Genomic DNA, 18349 nt, shown 5'->3' with positions numbered 1-18349 from the left:
GTGTCATACAAATTTTTATGCAGTTCACTGCTCATTTTGGGTTTCTCAGAATATGCATTAGCGACCGAAACAAATAATACAATTGAAGCACAATTTAAAGCGGCTTTATTATGCAAGGTTGCTCCAATTGATGGTCGTGATGCAAAAGTGGTTAAACAACTTAACCAACAAAACATTACCATAAAAAACTTAGAAGATGATGGGCTGATTAATTTAGAGTATCACTTTGCCAAACCGCTGGAAATAATGAATACGACTGTATCGCAAATTAAATACCAAGGCGATAGCGGTTCATATTTTTATGCTGTTGCCAAAGGTGATATAGATACATTTGCCAAAGCAATGGGGGCAATCCCAATCCCTGCCCATTTAAAAGAAGAAATGTCTTGGGGTGATATAGGACAATATTATCAATATACAGCCCCAATCACAGAAGAAAATCATTTTCCTAGTATCATTCTTATCGGTCGTGACAAAAATGCCAACTCAGATGAGTTTTATTTTGGCTGCGAAGAATTTGATAGTTAATTATGATTGATTGACGGATGAGGAAAAGATGACTCATCCGCTTTTAATTTGTAAGCCTTTCCCCACTCTAACATGGCATCATGCACCTGTTTTAGACTTTGTCCAACCTCGGTTAATGTATATTCAACTCTGGGGGGAACCTCGGCATACACTTTGCGGGTTAATAACCCATTTTTTTCCATAGCTCGCAGGTGCTGAGTTAAAACTTTTTGTGATATACCAGTCAGCGATTTTTTTAGTTCACCAAAGCGCTTGGTTCCCGTAAGCAGGTCTCTCACAATTAAGACTTTCCACTTATCACCCATTAACATTAATGTTATTTCAACAGGGCAAATAGGCAAATCATTATTTAATTTAATCATTAATCCTTAAAATTCAACAATAGTTTCAAAAAAGTTACTATAGCACTATTTGGTACCTACTTTACAGTAGAAACGTTAAAGACTAATCTAAAACCATTCTTATATCATGTTAATCCTTAAACGATTAAAAGGAGTAAAGTATGAAAATAGCAGTCATTGGTGCGAGTGGTAAAACAGGGCAACTTTTAGTCAAAGAGGCGATTTCACGAGGGCATGATGTTACCGCAATAGTGCGCAAAGCGAGTCAACCGCTCGATCCCAAAGCAAATGTGCTAATTAAAGATCTGTTCGAATTAACCTATACTGATTTAAAACCCTTTGATGTGATTATCGATGCATTTGGTACTTGGGCACTGGAATCACTGCCATTGCATCAAACCAGTTTAAAACATTTAACGGATATATTAAGTGGTAAAACAAATCGCCTATTAGTGGTTGGGGGAGCAGGCAGTTTATATGTTAATCCACAGCATTCACTACGTTTGGTTGATTCACCTGATTTTCCTGAGGTATTTAAACCATTAGCCACCAATATGGCCAAAGCACTTGATGCGCTTAGAACGTGCGATGATGTGCAATGGACTTATTTAAGCCCAGCCATTGAGTTTAATGCTGATGGGGAAAGAACTGGGCATTATATCTTGGGCGGTGAAGAGGTGTTATTTAACAGCCAAGGAAAAAGCCAAATCAGTTATGCCGATTATGCCATTGCCATGATTGATGAAGCAGAAAAAGCCAAGCATATTAAACAACGTTTTACTGTGGCTACTGAGTGATATTTTTAAAATTCAGTTGCTAAGCGTTTCAAAACAGAAATAAACGTTTATTTTTTATAACAATTAACAAAATATCCCAACAAAAATATTCAACGCTTATTATTTTAGTGGTTGGATTTGGCTTGGGATATTTTTAACAAAAAGCTAATCTATGTTAGCGCCATAAACAAAAAAGTTGATAAAAAGATTGATAGTTTTGTCAAAAAGTTTCAGGTAACTATGTGTTTCAGTATAAAAATAGATGATTAATAGTTATTTAGAATTACGCTTTTAATGCCTTCCTTACTTGCATCAAAACGTCACCAAGTAAATTTTTGCCGCGCCATTTAGTCATATTAAATCTCATTTCGTCATCAATACTTAAACCAATTCCCCAAATCTTATCATAAGGGCTTGCTTCTGCTAATACTTTATCTTTGGTTGATAATAGATATTTTTTAAGCTCATCATTTTGAGAAAATTTTGCATAATTACCCTCAAAAACAATCTCTTTTTTATGCTTATTCCATATATTTTCATCAAAATTACGCACAGTTTGCCCCAGCTTTTTTTGCATTTTAGATGACGGAATAGATAGAATAGCATTGGCACTCTCTATATCTTTAAATAACAACGCTTTAGAATACATCATCCATTGTTCTGCACTAGTAAATGCTATTTCATTAATAACAAAATGACAAGGATACCACTGAGATAGATAATGATCAGGACTAAAAAAGAAAATCATTTTCTTCTTTCCGACTTGTTTCATCTATTTAAATTGCTCCTTTTGTAGAATAAATAAACTTACAGCTAAGAAACCTCTGGATTGTTTACACTTCATAATTAAAATAACTCTTTAAAAATTCATAATGCGTCTTAGCCATATTATAAAAGTTAATAAATCGCCTAAAATTTTATTCTCTATATGGTGAATCTGCAAATATTTGCTGATTCAGAATATATCCCTTTATAAATCCATACTAAATTTGTATATTTGCCCATTAAAGGTGATAATTAATTTTGTCACAAAATTTTATAATAAACCGACTCATTGTATTTTTCTAGTTTTTGGCATAGTCCATTTTTCTAAAGCTTGTTGTATTGCTAACTAAATATTTTTTTAACTGAATTATTAAGGCAGTTGACTTTTTGTGTTTATATATTAATCAACAATACATTGGTAGCCACATAAGTATAAATACCAGCAATAACATAATGTTATCCTTGCGAAACAAATCGGTAGACCACCACTATCAACAGCAAAGTGGATTTTAGCTGAGTTGCCCCATAGCTTTTTCCTATCTGATGTGAATGCTAAGTTGCTAAATCTAAGCTACGTTGATGCGCTCGCACATTTGGTCGAGTTTTTTATGTGTTTGATTATCGGTTTTATGTTGAATTCTAATAATTGAGTCATCACATAAAATGATTGGTTATAAATCTTTAAAAAAAGTCCTTCTCTAAAAAAATGTATCGAATTGTCACTTAATGCTAATTTTTGTTTAATTTCCATTGCATGACTCCTCTTTGTTTATTTGCTTGTCCTTGTGCCCCCGCCAGCCACGCTTTCAGCGTCGGTGGCGGGCGGTGCGATTGTGGCTTTGCCACAATAGCGCAACCCTAAGGAAAACGCCCCAACTTACGCGGGGGCTTTATTCTTTGTTATATTATCCTCTCAAGCACCATAACCCCATTCCGCGCCATAAGGATTAAGAACTAAACGCTAAAAGCTAAGGTGCGGTGCAAAGGCCATAGTAGGAGTAGCTGGCTCTGATGCTGCAGACGTGGCCGCCGTCCGAGCTGACATTGAACTGAGCGCTACCTGCAGCTGTAGCGTCGCTCGTCCAATAGTCGTCGTAGACGAAGCCCGCATCAGCGTAGTAGTCCATGTTGCCCCACTCCGTGAAAAAGCCAGCGCCTATGTGACGCTTGTAAAAATTAACTGATGAGCTAGGTGTGGCGCTTACTGCGTCTTGACACCAATTTCCTGCCCCCCCCCCACCAGAACAAACTGCATTGGTTAAATCTCTTACCCGTGGCATTCGATAACCCAAACTATTACACCATGCTAAATGGTCACTATAAGTTTTCGATTGATTACCACGATTGACGAACCACAGCCTTAATACAAATCCATATTTTACTACCTCAATGCCATATCTATCTCTACCCACTAACTCAAACGTCTGTGGTAACCTTGGCTTAGCAATTGGATTAGGATGAGGATTGTACCATTGATTTCTTGCCTCTGGACCTGTTAGCCTAACACGTGCTACAACTCCCCTATCTCCAAGAGGAATCCAAACATCATTAGCTGCAACATTTGTCACTGTTGCAGTGATTCCCTCATGCGTGACTGGTTCCCATGTCAATTCTTCTATATCTCCAGTTATGAGTAAATCAAAATATAAATTATGCGCACCTGTAGTCGGAAAATTTAGGCTGTATGACTCAGGATTGATTGATTGTACTAAAAAGCCCTTATCAGGATTCCATATGTCAGCTGGGCCTGCGTTTTTGTGTCTACCCCAAATTATATTTGGCCTTACATAATCAATAACTGCCGACGGTTGTAGCATTATTGCATCACTACGATTACCTGCTCGAGCCTTTTTACCATTCGCCTGTACATCCCATGACGATGACAATAATAACAGAGCTAATACTAGCAAAGCTGTTTTAGGTGATTTGAGCGATAATTTCGAAGATATAAATAAGTTTTGTGTAAAAACTCGTCGAATAGGATTATTTGATAAATTTAAGACATAGGTTTGCCAGTGCTTGTGCCTTGTGCCTTGTGCCTAAAATGATAATGCATTACATTCCTCGTGTCAAGTAATATTTTGTTTTATTTGAATTTTTATAATTATTCGCTTATTTAATAAGCTTGTTTTCCTACAGCGATAAAAGTATAACCATTTATAAAATAGTTGGCTAGTTTTTTGGCGGACTTTTTTGTAAATAATTGTGCGTAGTGAGGTAACGGCGGATGTTGGGGATGGTGGGATGTTTTTGGTAAAAATTGGATTCAAAAAACATAAATAAAATCAATATATTTATTGACCGATTTTTTAAATAAAAAATAGCAGACCAATAGGTTATTTTTAAATGTACTCATAGTTAAGAGTTTGACACTGAATCGTTTGATAACGGTATAAATTTTTCTATATCTTGTTTTGGATAAATTTTCTAACTTTAGCTATACTAAATTCAGCTTTTTAAAGCTCGTTTAAAATAATTAAATCTTTATTATTTAAAATAAAAATAATTAGCAGGTATTATAAAGATAAAGTTTGTACAAACTTTAGGATAAGATCAATAAATGTCTATAAACGTAAATAAAAAATACTGTTTGGTAAAAAAAATGTTTAAAAAAAACATTATATTAATAATATGTATAACAATTTGTAATATCTGCTATGCGAAGTCACCTTGCTTAAATAAGGCAGAGATTAATAATCATCCTTTTAATATTCATTCTAAATATTATCATTTTACTAGTTATCGCTGTGATGATGAAAATGGCAAATTTTTAAAACCCACAATTTTAGAAGTTAAAGCGGATGATATGGATTACCAATTTAAAAATTTAATTGGCATTTTTGAACAGCTTGATATTAAATTTGTCAATTGGAAGAATAAACCCGCTTTTTTTTACACCAATACAATAACTCTTAATACTGAAGCACATATTCCGATAACCATTGAAGATAATAATTTAACTGCTGATTGTGTATATGTCAGAAGACGGTTAATAAACTTGATGAAGACACAATATTCATACTGTATAGAAAGTCAAACATTAAATAGCGTTGATGATTTATATAAGTTTTTGGTTTATTTTTCGCCTGAATCAATAAATTCTTACGCCTATTTTCCCCATACAGATGAAAGTCTATCGTATAAAGATTTTGATGTGCTTGTTGCCAAAATGGGGGATATTAATTTTTATCAACGTTACCAATCCATCGAAGATTATGATTTAGATAAATATACAGTAATAATAGCCAATAAAGATAAGCAATACCATTTCAACAATGTTGAAGTGTTTCAAAGAATGGTGCGCTCAAATAGTCTTCAATTCCCATATATGATTGGTTTAGATATTCTTGATTCTAGTGGTCATGTCACCTTTTATGATATGAAAAAACTTTCATCACTGTTGGATAAATCAACAAAAAAACGAGATATTCATTCTTATATTCAACTAGCAAAAGTCCAACTTTATGAACAACCTGATTTTCAGCATCCAACTGATAACTATTTAAAAAGGAACGATTTTGTCGAAATTATTGATATAGAGAGGGACGAAAATAAAATAGGAGAAATTGAAGATAAAAATAAGGAACTTTTGTGGTTTAAAGTCAGCTATCATAGTAAGAAGAATGGTGAAATAATCAACTGGATACCATGGAATTCGTTTAGAGACTGGTAAAAACAATAAAAATTATCACTAAAAAATGGCTAAAATGATTAGTAAGGATGTACAAAAACAATGAAATATTTTTTAATTTCAATATTCTTTTTACCTAATTTTGTAGTTGCCGACTATTTTTACGGTATTCAAATTAAAACTAATGGAAAATATAAAGAAGAATATCATTATGATTATGATACTAATAGAGTTGTATATATAAATAATATAACTAATACCCCTAAATTATTAGATGAAACGTCTTTTGAAAACAAAGATAACAATGAAAATCAAGTTGAACCAGATAAGATTCCATTAGATAGAAACTTACAATCATTGAATAAAACAAAGTTAAAAAGTGAATTTAAATTTGGATGTTTTCCTGATAAATCGGAGAAAAAGTCTAAAAATGTAGAATTTTTACAACACAGAACCACCAAAGACTATTTTTTCAAAGTCCTTTTATCCATAAAAGGCTGTGCGCATAAAATGGTTGGTATTAATGTTTACCGAAAAAGAGATGGTAGTTTACTGCAAACAATTGATGATTTTGATGGTTATGCATTTATGTCAATCGATACAATAAAAAAAGGCTTCTTTTGGTCTACAGATGATGATCAAATCACTGATGTAGGTGATTACAACTTTGATGGTGATAATAATGATTTTTATATTTCACAAACAACCGATGAGGTCATGGATGCACCAATTATTGATCGATATTACGCTTTCGATAAGAAAAAAGGAAAGTTTATTTATCTAAATTTAGAAGGTCGTGATATAGCCTTTGATGAAAATAAAAAACAGGCAACTAAGCGAAAATATTGTCCTATTAAAGAGAATGGCGCTGTTATAGTGACAGAAACACATCAATATGATATTAACCAAAATCACTTCAATTTAGTTAATTCGCTATGTCAGTATAAAAAAGTTGATGATAAATTAGATGATGAGTTTTCTCGTCAATGTACGCAAAAAGAAGAAAATTATTGCAATAACGAAAATGAACTTGATAAGGATTATCTTGATTTTTAATTATGGCTGTAAAATAGTCAATGCATTTATTGGCAAGTAAAACTTTTGCTTAATAAAACACTCTGCTTTATAAAACAGAGCGTTTGGAAGAAAAGAGGAAAAAGAAGATAAAAATTAGAATTCCATTAGTTCCTTTTCTTTATCGGCAAGCACTGTATCTAATTTTTTAATTGCGGCATCTGTCGCTTTTTGGATTAAATCTTGTGCTTTACGTTCATCATCTTCAGATATTTCTTTATCTTTTAGTAATGCTTTGATTTGGTCGTTGGCATCACGGCGAATATTACGGATCGATACTCGACCTTGTTCTGCTTCGTTACGGACAATTTTGGTTAAGTCTCGACGGCGTTCTTCGGTTAGTGGCGGTAATGGAACGCGAATAACGGTACCTGCTGATGCTGGGTTAAGTCCTAAATCTGATGTTAAGATTGCTTTTTCAATTAGTGGTGTAAGTGATTTGTCAAATACAGTAATCGCTAGCGTTCTTGCATCTTCAGCAACGATGTTAGCTAGTTGGCGTAATGGCGTTGGACTACCATAATATTCAACCATAATACCATCTAATAAGCTTGGTGATGCGCGACCCGTTCTTACTTTAGAAATATGATTTTGAAACGCATCAATACTTTTTTCCATGCGCGTTTGCGCTTCTTTTTGAATCTCGTTTAACATAATAAAAGCCTTATTTAAAATAAAGATAATTAACTGGTTACTGTTGCTTTGTTATTAATTAATGTCCCTTCTTGTTCACCTAATATAACACGACGCAACGCTCCAGGTTTATTCATATTAAAGACACAAATTGGTAGATTATGATCCCTTGCTAATGTGAATGCCGCTAAATCCATTACTTTAAGCTCATCTGTAAGCACTTTTTCATAGCTTAGTGTTTTATAAAGTGTTGCTGTTGGATCTTTAACAGGATCGGCAGAGTAAACACCATCTACTTTGGTCGCTTTTAAGACAACATCTGCACCAATTTCAATACCCCGTAAGCATGCTGCTGAATCGGTTGTGAAAAAAGGATTACCAGTTCCAGCAGAAAGGATAACGACTTTACCATGACGAAGCAAGCTAATTGCTTCAGTCCAACGATAGTCATCGCACACGCCATTTAATGGAATGGCTGACATTAGGCGAGCGTTTACTTCTATTCGGTGTAATGCATCTCGCATCGCAAGTCCATTCATGACAGTTGCAAGCATGCCCATGTGATCACCAACTACTCGGTTCATTCCCGCTTTAGCAAGCCCTGCGCCACGAAATAGATTACCACCCCCAATAACAACAGCAACTTCAACATTCATTTCAATAAGCTCTTTTATTTCTTGAGCCATACGATCAAGAACGGTTGCATCAATACCAAAACCTTCGTCACCTTGTAGTGCTTCACCACTGAGTTTAAGAAGAATACGTTTATAAAAAGGGGTTACCATATGATGTCTCACTGTTTCGTTATTTAATAAAATAAGGAGCTAGGGCTCCTATCTAGCAGTAATTTTAAAATATTTTGTAGATAAACAAAACCGCCTTAACGGCGGTTTTATAAAACAATTAAGATTGTTTTGATATTGCTGCAACTTCTGCTGCGAAGTCAACTTCGACTTTTTCAATACCTTCACCCACTTCAAAACGAATGAATGAAGTAACTGCTGCGCTCTTTTCTTTTAATAAATCGCCAACAGTTTTTGAAGGTTCCATTACAAATGGTTGACCAGTTAGTGATACTTCACCAGTGAATTTACGCATACGACCTTCAACCATTTTTTCAGCGATTTCACGCGGTTTACCTGATTGCATTGCGATATCAATTTGAATGTTACGTTCATGTTCAACTACATCAGCAGGTACGTCACTTGGATCAACGTACTCTGGTTTGCTTGCAGCAATGTGCATTGCGATGTGTTTAACTAATTCATCGTCAGCACCGTTTGCAGCAACTAATACACCAATACGAGCACCGTGTTGGTAACTACCTACTACGTCACCAGCAATTTCAGCAACACGACGAATACCGATATTTTCACCAATTTTAGCAACTAAAGCTGTGCGCTCTTCTTCAAATTTAGCTTGTAGTGCAGCAATATCGCTAATGCGTTCTGTTAATGCTGCCTCTGCAACTTTATCACTAAATGCTAAGAATCCTGCATCTTTAGCAACAAAGTCTGTTTCGCAGTTTACTTCTAATATTACGCCAAATTTTTTATCCGCAGAGATTTTAGAAATAATAACACCTTCAGCCGCAACACGACCTGCTTTTTTAGCTGCTTTTGCTTGACCTGATTTACGCATGTTGTCAATTGCAAGTTCGATATCACCGTTTGCTTCAACTAATGCTTTTTTACATTCCATCATACCTGCGCCAGTTCTTTCGCGCAGTTCTTTTACCATAGAAGCGGTAACTTCAGCCATTTTTTAATCCTCTATTTAACCATTGTGATGATTTTCATTAGAATGGGTCGATATTATTATCGACCCTGAAAATATTTGAGTTTATTACTCTGCTGCTGGAGCTTCTTCTACGAAGCTTTCTTCAGATACTGGAGATTGGTTTTGTTCACGACCAGAACGTACTGCTTCAGCAACTGCATTTGCATATAATTGAATTGCACGAATCGCATCATCATTACCTGGAACAACGTAATCAATACCATCAGGATCTGAGTTAGTATCAACAATAGCAATGACTGGAATACCTAAGTTGTTAGCTTCTTTGATAGCGATATGTTCGTGGTCTGCACCAATAACAAAGATCACATCAGGTAAGCCACCCATATTTTTAATTCCACCCAAGCTATTTTCTAATTTAGCCATTTCACGAGCACGCATTAGTGCTTCTTTTTTGGTTAATTTATCGAATGTACCATCACTAGCTTGTGTTTCTAAATCTTTTAGACGTTTGATTGATTGACGTACTGTTTTCCAGTTAGTCAACATACCACCTAACCAACGGTGATTAACGTAGTATTGTCCACAGCTTTCAGCAGCTTGTTTAATTGCTTCGCTAGCTGCACGTTTTGTACCAACAAATAAAATTTTACCTTTACGAGCGGCAATCTTGTTTAATTCAGCTAATGCTTCGTTAAACAGTGGTACTGTTTTTTCAAGATTGATAATATGAACTTTATTGCGTGCACCAAAAATAAATGGTTTCATTTTTGGGTTCCAATAACGAGTTTGGTGTCCAAAGTGTACACCCGCTTGTAACATATCGCGCATTGATACTGTAGTCATGATTTCCTCATTTTGACGTTGGGGTTATGCCTCCACATATCCGCTTTTACCGACCTATACATAAAGTAAAAGGCACCCCGGAAAAGTGTAATGATATGTGTGTGTTATAACGTTAATTAATCATTAAATTTAATGCTTTTATCCACCATTACTTTTACAAAAAAATAATGTGAAATGTAGCGCGCGTTTTATACCATAAATAGTATAAGATTGCTAGCTTTATTTGTAATATTAACTGTTGTTAGCGGAGTTAATTATTGTAATGATGTATAAGTTAGTTTTATTAAGTGTTTATTGTATATTTAATTAGCAACTATTTGTTAAATATAGCGTTTTAATAAAAAATTCAATAAAATCAATAGTATACCTGACGGTTTTTTATGGCAGTTTTTTATATTAGAAGATGTTTATTTTTAAAAAGTAAGGTTGTTCTGTAAGCTGATACTTACAGAACTGTGATAATTGAAACTAGCTAAATAATTTATGGCATTGTAGGCAGATCCAATCCCAGATTCCACCAAAAAATCCTGTTTCTTCAACATTTTGCAAAGCAACAAGTGGCTGTTCACTAATTACTTTACCATCTAATAGGAACTGCATTTTACCTACGGCTGTACCTTTGGTTATTGGAGCATAAATATAATCATCAATTTTATATTCAACTTGCACATCTGCCGCACGACCTTTTGGTACTGTGATATAAGCGCCATTAGTTGCACCTAATTGAATTTTATTTTTATCACCATACCAAATCGTTTCTGTTGCTAATGGCGTATCAGCTTTTACAGGATTTGCAGTTTCAAAAAAGCGGAATCCCCATACTAATAGTTTTTTACTTTCTTCTTCACGCCCTTTAAAGGTTCGTCCACCTAGTACCGCTGAAATTAAACGGGTATTGCCATCAACCGCTGAAGCAACTAAGTTATAGCCAGCAGCATTGGTATGTCCTGTTTTAATTCCATCAACGTTTAATGTGGTATCCCAAAGTAGTCCATTTCGATTAAGTTGTGGTTTTGATAGGGTATAGGTAAATTCTTTTTGTTTATAAATAGAATATTCTTCTGGTAAATCACGAATCAATGCTTGCCCTAAAAAAGCCATGTCTTTAGCTGTTGTGTATTGCCCTGGCGCATCGAGCCCATGAACGGTTTCAAAATGGGTATGGTTTAGTCCAATTTTTTTTGCATAATCATTCATTAGGTTAACAAATGCACCTTGGCTTCCTGCAACATGTTCAGCCATTGCAATACAAGCATCGTTACCAGATTGGATGATAATACCTTTATTAAGATCAGATACTGATACTGTTTTACCCACTTCTAAAAACATCAATGATGACCCTTTTAAAACAGGGTTGCCCGTTGCCCATGCATCTTTACTTACTACAACCATATCATCATTTTTTATGCGTCCTGAGCGTAGTGCTTGACCAACCACATAACTGGTCATCATTTTGGTTAGGCTAGCTGGGTCACGCTGTTGTTCAGCATTATATTGTGCCAAAATTTCGCCTGATTTTGCATCTATTAAAATATAAGATTCAGCATCTAGTTGTGGAATAGCTGGGATAGGAAAAGCCATTTCAGCCGATGCTGATGAACAAATTGCAAGCGCAAACAAAGCAAAAGATAATTTAAATTTCTTTTTCATTTATTTCAATTCCGTTAAATATTTTTAGACAACATATATCGATGTGTGTGAATAGACATCATAATGCCAAAACTTGCCATTAATACGACTAAAGATGAGCCACCATAACTTATTAGAGGTAATGGTACACCAACTACTGGTAAGATTCCACTGACCATACCAATATTAATAAATGCATAAATAAAAAATACTAAAATTAGTCCACCCGATAAAATTCGTCCAAATGTTGTTTGTGCTTGAGCTGCAATAATAAGTCCACGCACAATTAAGCATAAAAATAGAATTAACAAAATAATCGAACCAATAAAACCAAACTCTTCAGCTATAACTGAAAAGATAAAATCGGTGTGTCGCTCTGGTAAAAATTCAAGTTGCGATTGCGTACCTTCAAGCCAGCCTTTGCCCCATATACCACCCGATCCAATTGCTGTTTTAGATTGAATAATATGATAACCAGCCCCATTTGGATCAAGCTCAGGATTTATTAGCATCAATACGCGTTTTTGTTGATAATCATGCATTAAAAAAAACCACATAATTGGTAAAAATATAGCAATTAAAATTAATGCAATAAGAATATAGCGCCAATTAATGCCTGCTAAAAAAATAATAAAAATTCCTGACATAATAATCAATATTGCTGTGCCTAGATCTGGTTGCATAGCAACAAGTAATGTAGGCACTCCAATTATACCAAGTGTTTGTAATGTGGTTTTTAATGGCGGTGGGCATCCATCACGATGAATGAACTTTGCAACCATTAATGGTACGGCTATTTTGGCTATTTCAGAAGGTTGAAATCGCAAAATACCTAAATCTAACCAGCGCTGTGCGCCTTTACTGGTATATCCAAAAATATCTACTAATAATAGGATGATAATGCAAACAACATACAGATATGGTGACCATTTTTCATAGGTTCTGGGCGAAAATTGTGCCAGCGTAATCATTACAGTATAGCCAAGTAATATTTGTATTACTCGCTTTTGCATCATATCAATATTTTGCCCACTAGCACTCCAAAGTATATAAAGACTATAACCTAGTAATAAAGTAATAAATAAAAAAAATAAGGGATCAATATGTATTTTTTGCCAAAAAGATTTTTTACTATTATTCATTATTAATCTTCAGCTCCTGTATTTGGTGATGGGTCATCTAGCTCTGTTGAGTTATTTCCAAGAAGATAAAAATCTAATATTTTACGAGCTACTGCACCGCCGTTTGAGCTTCCGCCACCGCCATTTTCTAAAACAATGGCTAAGGCAATTTTTGGATTATCGTAAGGAGCATAAGCAATAAATAACGCGTGATCGCGTAAATGTTCAGGGATCTTATGAGCGTTATAAATTTCATCTTGTTTTAAGCCATAAACTTGTGCGGTACCTGATTTGCCAGCCGCTTGATATTTTGCATCTGCATAAATTTTACGTGCCGTTCCTCGTGATCCAAACATGACACGATGCATACCTTCTTTAGCTAAATCCCAATAAATTGATTTAACATTAACTAAACTATTATCTTCTATGTATTTTTCAGGATTAATTGTTGGTTGATGTTCATCTGAATTTAAAATATCGCTCTTTTTATATAATAAAAAATGAGGAGTATAAGTTTTACCATTATTAATTAACGTGGTTAATGCTTTTGCCATTTGGATAGGTGTTGCTGTCCAATAACCTTGACCGATACCAACTGGTATAGTATCGCCTTGCAACCAAGATTTTTTATGGCGTTTGATTTTCCATTCACGACTAGGCATAACTGCTCGTGTTTCTTCGTTTGGTGAAATATCTATACCTGTTCGTTCACCATAACCAAATTTAGTCATCCACAAATTTAGGCGATCAATGCCCATATCATAAGCAACTTGATAAAAGTAGGTATCAACTGATTCTTCAATCGCCCTTAATACATCAACTCGACCGTGTCCCCATTTTAACCAATCACGATAACGCCGTTCAGTACCAGGTAATTGCCACCAACCAGGATCATTAACCACACTTTTTGGTGTGATCACTCCTTCACTTAAGGCCGCAATGGAAATAAAAGGCTTAACTGTTGAAGCTGGTGGATAAGCACCTAATAAAGCTCGATTAAAAAGTGGCTTACTAGGATCTTTGAGTAATTCGCTATATTTAGTACTTGATATACCACCAACAAAAGCGTTGGAATCATAACTTGGACTAGAAACCAAGGATAAAATTTCACCATTATTAGGGTCAATAGCTACCACTGCCGCTTTACGTCCAGCCAGTAATTGCTCTATATAAAGCTGTAATTTTAGGTTAATAGATAAATAGATATCCTCACCTGCTTGTGGTGGATGTTGATTTAGCTGGCGTACAATTCTACCTCGGCTGTTAACTTCAACCTTTTCATAACCAGGGGTTCCGTGTAATACGTCTTCGTAGTACTTTTCTATTCCCATTTTACCAATATTAAAAGTTGCCACATAATCACTTGCTTTATTTTCATCTTCTAATCGCTGTTTATCTTGGCTATTAATTTTAGAGATATAGCCAAGAATATGGGTCAGTGATGATCCATAAGGATAATAACGATGCTGTATACCTACAATAGAAACAAACGGAAAACGATGTTGATCTACAACAAAACGAGCTATTTGTTTTTCGGTTAAATTATCTTTTAGCGGTACTGGACGATGAGCTCTATAATTGCGTCGTTCTTTTTGAAATGTTTCAATATCTTCATCTGTCAAATCAACAATCTTTTTTAATTGCTCAAATTGTTCATTGAGGTTTTTAGTTTTATCAGGAATAATATTTAATTGATATGTAATATTATTAATCGCTAATGGCGTACCATTACGATCATAAATCATGCCACGATTAGGTGGAATAGGAATAATTTCAATACGATTATCATTAGATTTAGTAGTGTAATAGCTATAATTCAAAATCTGTAAACCAGCTAAGTTTGCAATCAATATGATAATTAAAATAATAATGACAATAAAAGAAAACAGTGCTCGGCGTAAAAACAAATTTGCTTCCGCGGAATGATCTCGAATCTTAGTTTTCTTTTTTTTACTTGAGATAGAGATAATAGTACTCCTCTAAATACTTCTTTCTGTATGCTGCAACTTATGTTGCATATGTTGCTGTTCTTCCCATTTTTCGTAAGCATTAACAATTCTAGCAACTACTGGGTGGCGCACGACATCTTCACTATTAAAAAAATTAAAACTAATTTCATCAACTTGGCTTAATACTTCTATTGCATGACGTAATCCAGATTTTTGATTACGTGGTAAATCGATTTGAGTAATATCACCTGTTATTACCGCTTTCGAATTAAAACCAATTCGAGTTAAAAACATTTTCATTTGTTCAATCGTTGTATTTTGGCTTTCATCAAGAATAATAAATGCATCATTTAATGTGCGTCCACGCATATAAGCGAGTGGCGCCACTTCAATCACACTTTTTTCAATTAGTTTTTCGACTTTTTCAAAACCTAACATTTCAAATAAAGCATCATAAAGTGGACGTAAGTAAGGATCCACTTTTTGGCTTAAATCACCTGGTAAAAAGCCAAGTTTTTCACCAGCTTCGACTGCTGGTCGAGTTAGTACAATACGACGAATTTGTTGTTTTTCGAGCGCATCAACGGCAGCTGCTACCGCTAAATAAGTTTTACCTGTTCCAGCAGGCCCTATACCAAAAGAAATGTCGTAATCCAAAACATGAGCTATGTATTGTGCTTGGTTCGCTGTTCGGGGTTTGATTATACCTCGCTTAGTTTTTATCATCACTAGCTTTCCGCCTTGATGATCAACATAACTAGGTAAGTGTTCACTCACTTTTTCAAGCGCACCTGTCTCTTTGATAACTAAATGAATTTGTTCTGGTTCAATATCAATTATTTTGTCTTTGATTTTGGTTTGTTTATAAAGAGATTGCAAAATATCAATAGTCGCTCGAACACAAATATTATCACCAGTTATTGAAAATAAATTACCTCGATGATTAATTTCAATACCAAGCCGACGTTCTAACTGTTTTATATTGTCATTATAAGGACCACAAAGACTATTAAGCCGCTGATTATCAGCGGGCTCAAGTATGGTTTCTTGTGTTGTAATATTCAAAAATAAAACCTCTATTCAATTAATTTTAATTGCTCAGACGCTGTTCACATAAAGAACATTTTTCAACGCCTTTTATAAAATCCATTTTACATTGATGACAAGAAACTATATTTCCGTTAACAACATTATTTACTGCACTTGTTGATTGCTTTTCATCAAATCCTTGTGATTTCAATTTATTAACCAACATTGAAATAGGTGTTCCACTTTTTAACTCTTGTTCAACATATGAAGCTATTTGTTCTTCAAATGTTGGCGGTACATAGTCGAGCACATTTTCGTTATAATCGTTATTGCATTGATTACATTTTATATAACGACCTAAGGTAGAGTAACTAAAAATAGGAATAAAAAATAATGTAAAATATTTTGCTACTTTTATTTGTGTGTATTTCTGTTGTTTTTCGTCAGTAGTAATATTTTGTTGTGAGCAACAATTAGGACAATTAAATTGTCCACCACGTTCGTTGACTTCTCTTCCACGAGTACCAAAAATAATAAACATTTTTTCTTTCCTATTTTCTTATTTAATAACTTTTTAATTTCTATTTAAAATAAATAACTAAATATTTTACGTTTTGTTTTTATGGTTGATAAATACCAACACCTAAATCATTTTCCTTTCGGGTTCGAGATATAACTGACATTGGTGATTCGCTTACGCGTAGATCCATTTCATCTTCAGTTCTAACTACTTTGCCACGCAATGAATTTGGATAAACATCGGTAATTTCAACGTCAACAAATTTACCAATCATTTCAGGGCGACCTTCAAAGTTAACAATTCTATTATTTTCAGTTCGGCCTGTTAATTCCATAAGATCTTTTTTGGATGGACCTTCAACCAAAATACGTTGCACGGTATTTAACATACGACGGCTAAATTGCATAGCTTGTTGGTTAATTCGCTCTTGAAGAATGTATAGTCTTTGTTTTTTTTCTTCTTCCGAAACATTATCTTCCATTTCAGCAGCTGGCGTACCTGGACGTGCTGAATAGACAAAACTGTAACTTAAATCAAAATTAACATCGGCAATTAACTTCATGGTTTGTTCAAAGTCTTCTTGTGTTTCACCTGGGAAACCAACAATAAAATCGGAGCTAATTTGAATATCTGGTCGTACTTTGCGTAGTTTTCGAATAATTGATTTATATTCAAGTGCAGTATGCGTACGTTTCATTAAGTTTAATACACGATCTGATCCACTTTGTACTGGTAAATGTAAAAAATTTACTAGTTCTGGTGTGTCACGATAAACATCAATAATATCATCTGTAAATTCGATTGGATGGCTAGTTGTAAAACGAATACGATCTATACCATCAATGGCTGCAACTAAGCGTAGTAATTCAGCAAAGGAACAGATATCACCATCGAATGTCGGTCCACGATATGCATTTACATTTTGACCTAATAGATTGACTTCACGTACACCTTGCTCAGCAAGCTGAGCTATTTCATAAATAACATCATCACAAGGTCGACTAACTTCTTCACCTCGAGTGTAAGGAACTACGCAATAAGTACAATATTTATTACATCCTTCCATAATTGAAACAAATGCGGTTGGGCCTTCACTACGAGGCTCTGGTAGGCGATCAAATTTTTCTATTTCAGGAAAACTTACATCAACCACATGATTACCTTTACCACTTCTAACTTGCTCAATCATTTCTGGTAATCGGTGAAAGGTCTGCGGTCCAAAAATAATATCCACAAATGGTGCTCGTTTGCGAATGTGGGCGCCTTCTTGTGAAGCAACACATCCCCCTACACCAATAATGATATTTGGGTTATTTTTTTTAAGGTTCTTCCAACGTCCTAATTGATGAAAGACTTTTTCTTGGGCTTTTTCTCGAATAGAGCAGGTATTGAGTAATAAAATATCTGCTTCTTCGGCATTTTCAGTTAAAGTTAAACCGTGGGTAGATTCAAGGAGATCTGCCATTTTTGTTGAGTCATACTCATTCATTTGACAGCCCCAAGTTTTGATATGTAGTTTTTTGCTCATCAATAACTCAGCTATAATTTAATTGTTAAAATGAAAACGGGTTTAAATCCGCGATTTTAGCGTGCTATATTGTAATCTTTTGTTATTATAGGGTCTATAACAAAATAAAAATGACAACTTAAAGCAAGGTTGTTTTTATTATTTAATTTGATAATCTTTTTTATTATAAAAATTGATTGATAATTTAGAACAGACTATTTACAAAAATAACAGTCGATTATGATAATCATTCTTTTTAATAT

17 protein-coding genes and 1 pseudogene are annotated in these 18349 nt (G+C 34.4%); 4 read left to right on the top strand and 14 right to left on the bottom strand.

Annotated elements, in window-relative coordinates:
* A complete protein-coding gene (locus ACGH80_RS03995; RefSeq protein WP_411630570.1) occupies positions 1-528 on the top strand; it encodes a hypothetical protein in 528 nt (175 codons plus the stop codon).
* Here the strand turns inward: ACGH80_RS03995 and ACGH80_RS03990 are convergent.
* Positions 525-890, bottom strand: coding sequence for a winged helix-turn-helix transcriptional regulator (locus ACGH80_RS03990; protein WP_065590768.1), 366 nt, complete (start codon positions 888-890; stop codon positions 525-527). The two genes, ACGH80_RS03995 and ACGH80_RS03990, sit on opposite strands and share 4 nt — an antisense overlap.
* A gap of 140 nt (positions 891-1030) precedes the next feature.
* Here ACGH80_RS03990 and ACGH80_RS03985 point away from each other — a divergent pair, with 140 nt between their 5' ends.
* Positions 1031-1666 (top strand): NAD(P)-dependent oxidoreductase, encoded by a 636-nt coding sequence (locus tag ACGH80_RS03985; protein ID WP_411630569.1) that lies wholly within the window; start codon positions 1031-1033, stop codon positions 1664-1666.
* 262 nt (positions 1667-1928) lie between these two features.
* Here ACGH80_RS03985 and ACGH80_RS03980 read toward each other — a convergent pair whose 3' ends face one another.
* From ACGH80_RS03980 to ACGH80_RS03970, 3 genes and pseudogenes are all read right to left on the bottom strand, one after another.
* On the bottom strand, positions 1929-2417 hold the full coding sequence (locus ACGH80_RS03980; protein WP_411630568.1) for an NADAR family protein: 489 nt from the start codon (positions 2415-2417) through the stop codon (positions 1929-1931).
* A gap of 459 nt (positions 2418-2876) precedes the next feature.
* Positions 2877-3001, bottom strand: a pseudogene (locus ACGH80_RS03975) (IS5/IS1182 family transposase); the annotation flags it as partial.
* A gap of 377 nt (positions 3002-3378) precedes the next feature.
* On the bottom strand, positions 3379-4296 hold the full coding sequence (locus ACGH80_RS03970; protein ID WP_411630567.1) for a hypothetical protein: 918 nt from the start codon (positions 4294-4296) through the stop codon (positions 3379-3381).
* 716 nt (positions 4297-5012) lie between these two features.
* Here ACGH80_RS03970 and ACGH80_RS03965 point away from each other — a divergent pair.
* Positions 5013-6083, top strand: coding sequence for a hypothetical protein (locus ACGH80_RS03965; RefSeq protein WP_296302265.1), 1071 nt, complete (start codon positions 5013-5015; stop codon positions 6081-6083).
* A 60-nt stretch (positions 6084-6143) separates the two neighbouring features.
* Positions 6144-7097: a hypothetical protein gene (locus ACGH80_RS03960; protein ID WP_296302264.1), complete on the top strand. Its 954-nt coding sequence runs from the start codon at positions 6144-6146 to the stop codon at positions 7095-7097.
* 114 nt (positions 7098-7211) lie between these two features.
* Here ACGH80_RS03960 and frr read toward each other — a convergent pair whose 3' ends face one another.
* The 10 genes from frr to miaB all read right to left on the bottom strand — a co-directional run bounded on the left by frr (position 7212) and on the right by miaB (position 18107).
* Entirely contained in the window at positions 7212-7769 is a 558-nt protein-coding gene (frr, locus tag ACGH80_RS03955) for a ribosome recycling factor (protein ID WP_065560532.1), read from the bottom strand.
* Positions 7770-7798: 29 nt separating this feature from the next.
* Positions 7799-8533 (bottom strand): UMP kinase, encoded by a 735-nt coding sequence (gene pyrH / locus ACGH80_RS03950; protein WP_034911998.1) that lies wholly within the window; start codon positions 8531-8533, stop codon positions 7799-7801.
* A 118-nt stretch (positions 8534-8651) separates the two neighbouring features.
* Complete coding sequence (gene tsf, locus ACGH80_RS03945) at positions 8652-9509, bottom strand: translation elongation factor Ts (protein ID WP_065590774.1); 858 nt, start codon at positions 9507-9509, stop codon at positions 8652-8654.
* A gap of 84 nt (positions 9510-9593) precedes the next feature.
* Positions 9594-10331: a 30S ribosomal protein S2 gene (gene rpsB, locus ACGH80_RS03940; RefSeq protein WP_034947534.1), complete on the bottom strand. Its 738-nt coding sequence runs from the start codon at positions 10329-10331 to the stop codon at positions 9594-9596.
* 468 nt (positions 10332-10799) lie between these two features.
* On the bottom strand, positions 10800-11981 hold the full coding sequence (locus ACGH80_RS03935; protein WP_085163801.1) for a serine hydrolase: 1182 nt from the start codon (positions 11979-11981) through the stop codon (positions 10800-10802).
* A 14-nt stretch (positions 11982-11995) separates the two neighbouring features.
* Positions 11996-13102: a peptidoglycan glycosyltransferase MrdB gene (gene mrdB / locus ACGH80_RS03930; protein ID WP_034911963.1), complete on the bottom strand. Its 1107-nt coding sequence runs from the start codon at positions 13100-13102 to the stop codon at positions 11996-11998.
* Positions 13103-13104: 2 nt separating this feature from the next.
* Complete coding sequence (gene mrdA / locus ACGH80_RS03925; protein ID WP_411630599.1) at positions 13105-15042, bottom strand: penicillin-binding protein 2; 1938 nt, start codon at positions 15040-15042, stop codon at positions 13105-13107.
* A gap of 18 nt (positions 15043-15060) precedes the next feature.
* The gene (locus tag ACGH80_RS03920; protein WP_411630566.1) at positions 15061-16095 is read right to left on the bottom strand and encodes a PhoH family protein; all 1035 of its coding nucleotides are present in this window, start codon (positions 16093-16095) and stop codon (positions 15061-15063) included.
* A 25-nt stretch (positions 16096-16120) separates the two neighbouring features.
* Complete coding sequence (locus ACGH80_RS03915; protein ID WP_085163805.1) at positions 16121-16600, bottom strand: hypothetical protein; 480 nt, start codon at positions 16598-16600, stop codon at positions 16121-16123.
* Between the two features lie 79 nt (positions 16601-16679).
* A complete protein-coding gene (gene miaB / locus ACGH80_RS03910) occupies positions 16680-18107 on the bottom strand; it encodes a tRNA (N6-isopentenyl adenosine(37)-C2)-methylthiotransferase MiaB (RefSeq protein WP_065590779.1) in 1428 nt (475 codons plus the stop codon).
* Between the last annotated feature and the right edge of the window lie 242 nt (positions 18108-18349).

This window comes from Gilliamella sp. BG1 (genome assembly GCF_046635625.1).
GTDB classification, from domain to species: Bacteria; Pseudomonadota; Gammaproteobacteria; order Enterobacterales; family Orbaceae; genus Gilliamella; species Gilliamella bombi.
The sequence above is the reverse complement of the archived record's forward strand: the minus strand, read 5'-3'. Positions and strand labels throughout refer to the sequence as shown.

Coding starts and splice junctions, on each gene's coding strand:
- ACGH80_RS03990 (WP_065590768.1), bottom strand. CDS start 890: ATGATTAAATTAAATAATGATTTGCCTATTTGCCCTGTTGAAATAACA.
- ACGH80_RS03980 (WP_411630568.1), bottom strand. CDS start 2,417: ATGAAACAAGTCGGAAAGAAGAAAATGATTTTCTTTTTTAGTCCTGAT.
- pyrH (WP_034911998.1), bottom strand. CDS start 8,533: ATGGTAACCCCTTTTTATAAACGTATTCTTCTTAAACTCAGTGGTGAA.
- ACGH80_RS03965 (WP_296302265.1), top strand. CDS start 5,013: ATGTTTAAAAAAAACATTATATTAATAATATGTATAACAATTTGTAAT.
- rpsB (WP_034947534.1), bottom strand. CDS start 10,331: ATGACTACAGTATCAATGCGCGATATGTTACAAGCGGGTGTACACTTT.
- ACGH80_RS03915 (WP_085163805.1), bottom strand. CDS start 16,600: ATGTTTATTATTTTTGGTACTCGTGGAAGAGAAGTCAACGAACGTGGT.
- ACGH80_RS03960 (WP_296302264.1), top strand. CDS start 6,144: ATGAAATATTTTTTAATTTCAATATTCTTTTTACCTAATTTTGTAGTT.
- tsf (WP_065590774.1), bottom strand. CDS start 9,509: ATGGCTGAAGTTACCGCTTCTATGGTAAAAGAACTGCGCGAAAGAACT.
- frr (WP_065560532.1), bottom strand. CDS start 7,769: ATGTTAAACGAGATTCAAAAAGAAGCGCAAACGCGCATGGAAAAAAGT.
- ACGH80_RS03985 (WP_411630569.1), top strand. CDS start 1,031: ATGAAAATAGCAGTCATTGGTGCGAGTGGTAAAACAGGGCAACTTTTA.
- ACGH80_RS03935 (WP_085163801.1), bottom strand. CDS start 11,981: ATGAAAAAGAAATTTAAATTATCTTTTGCTTTGTTTGCGCTTGCAATT.
- mrdB (WP_034911963.1), bottom strand. CDS start 13,102: ATGAATAATAGTAAAAAATCTTTTTGGCAAAAAATACATATTGATCCC.
- miaB (WP_065590779.1), bottom strand. CDS start 18,107: ATGAGCAAAAAACTACATATCAAAACTTGGGGCTGTCAAATGAATGAG.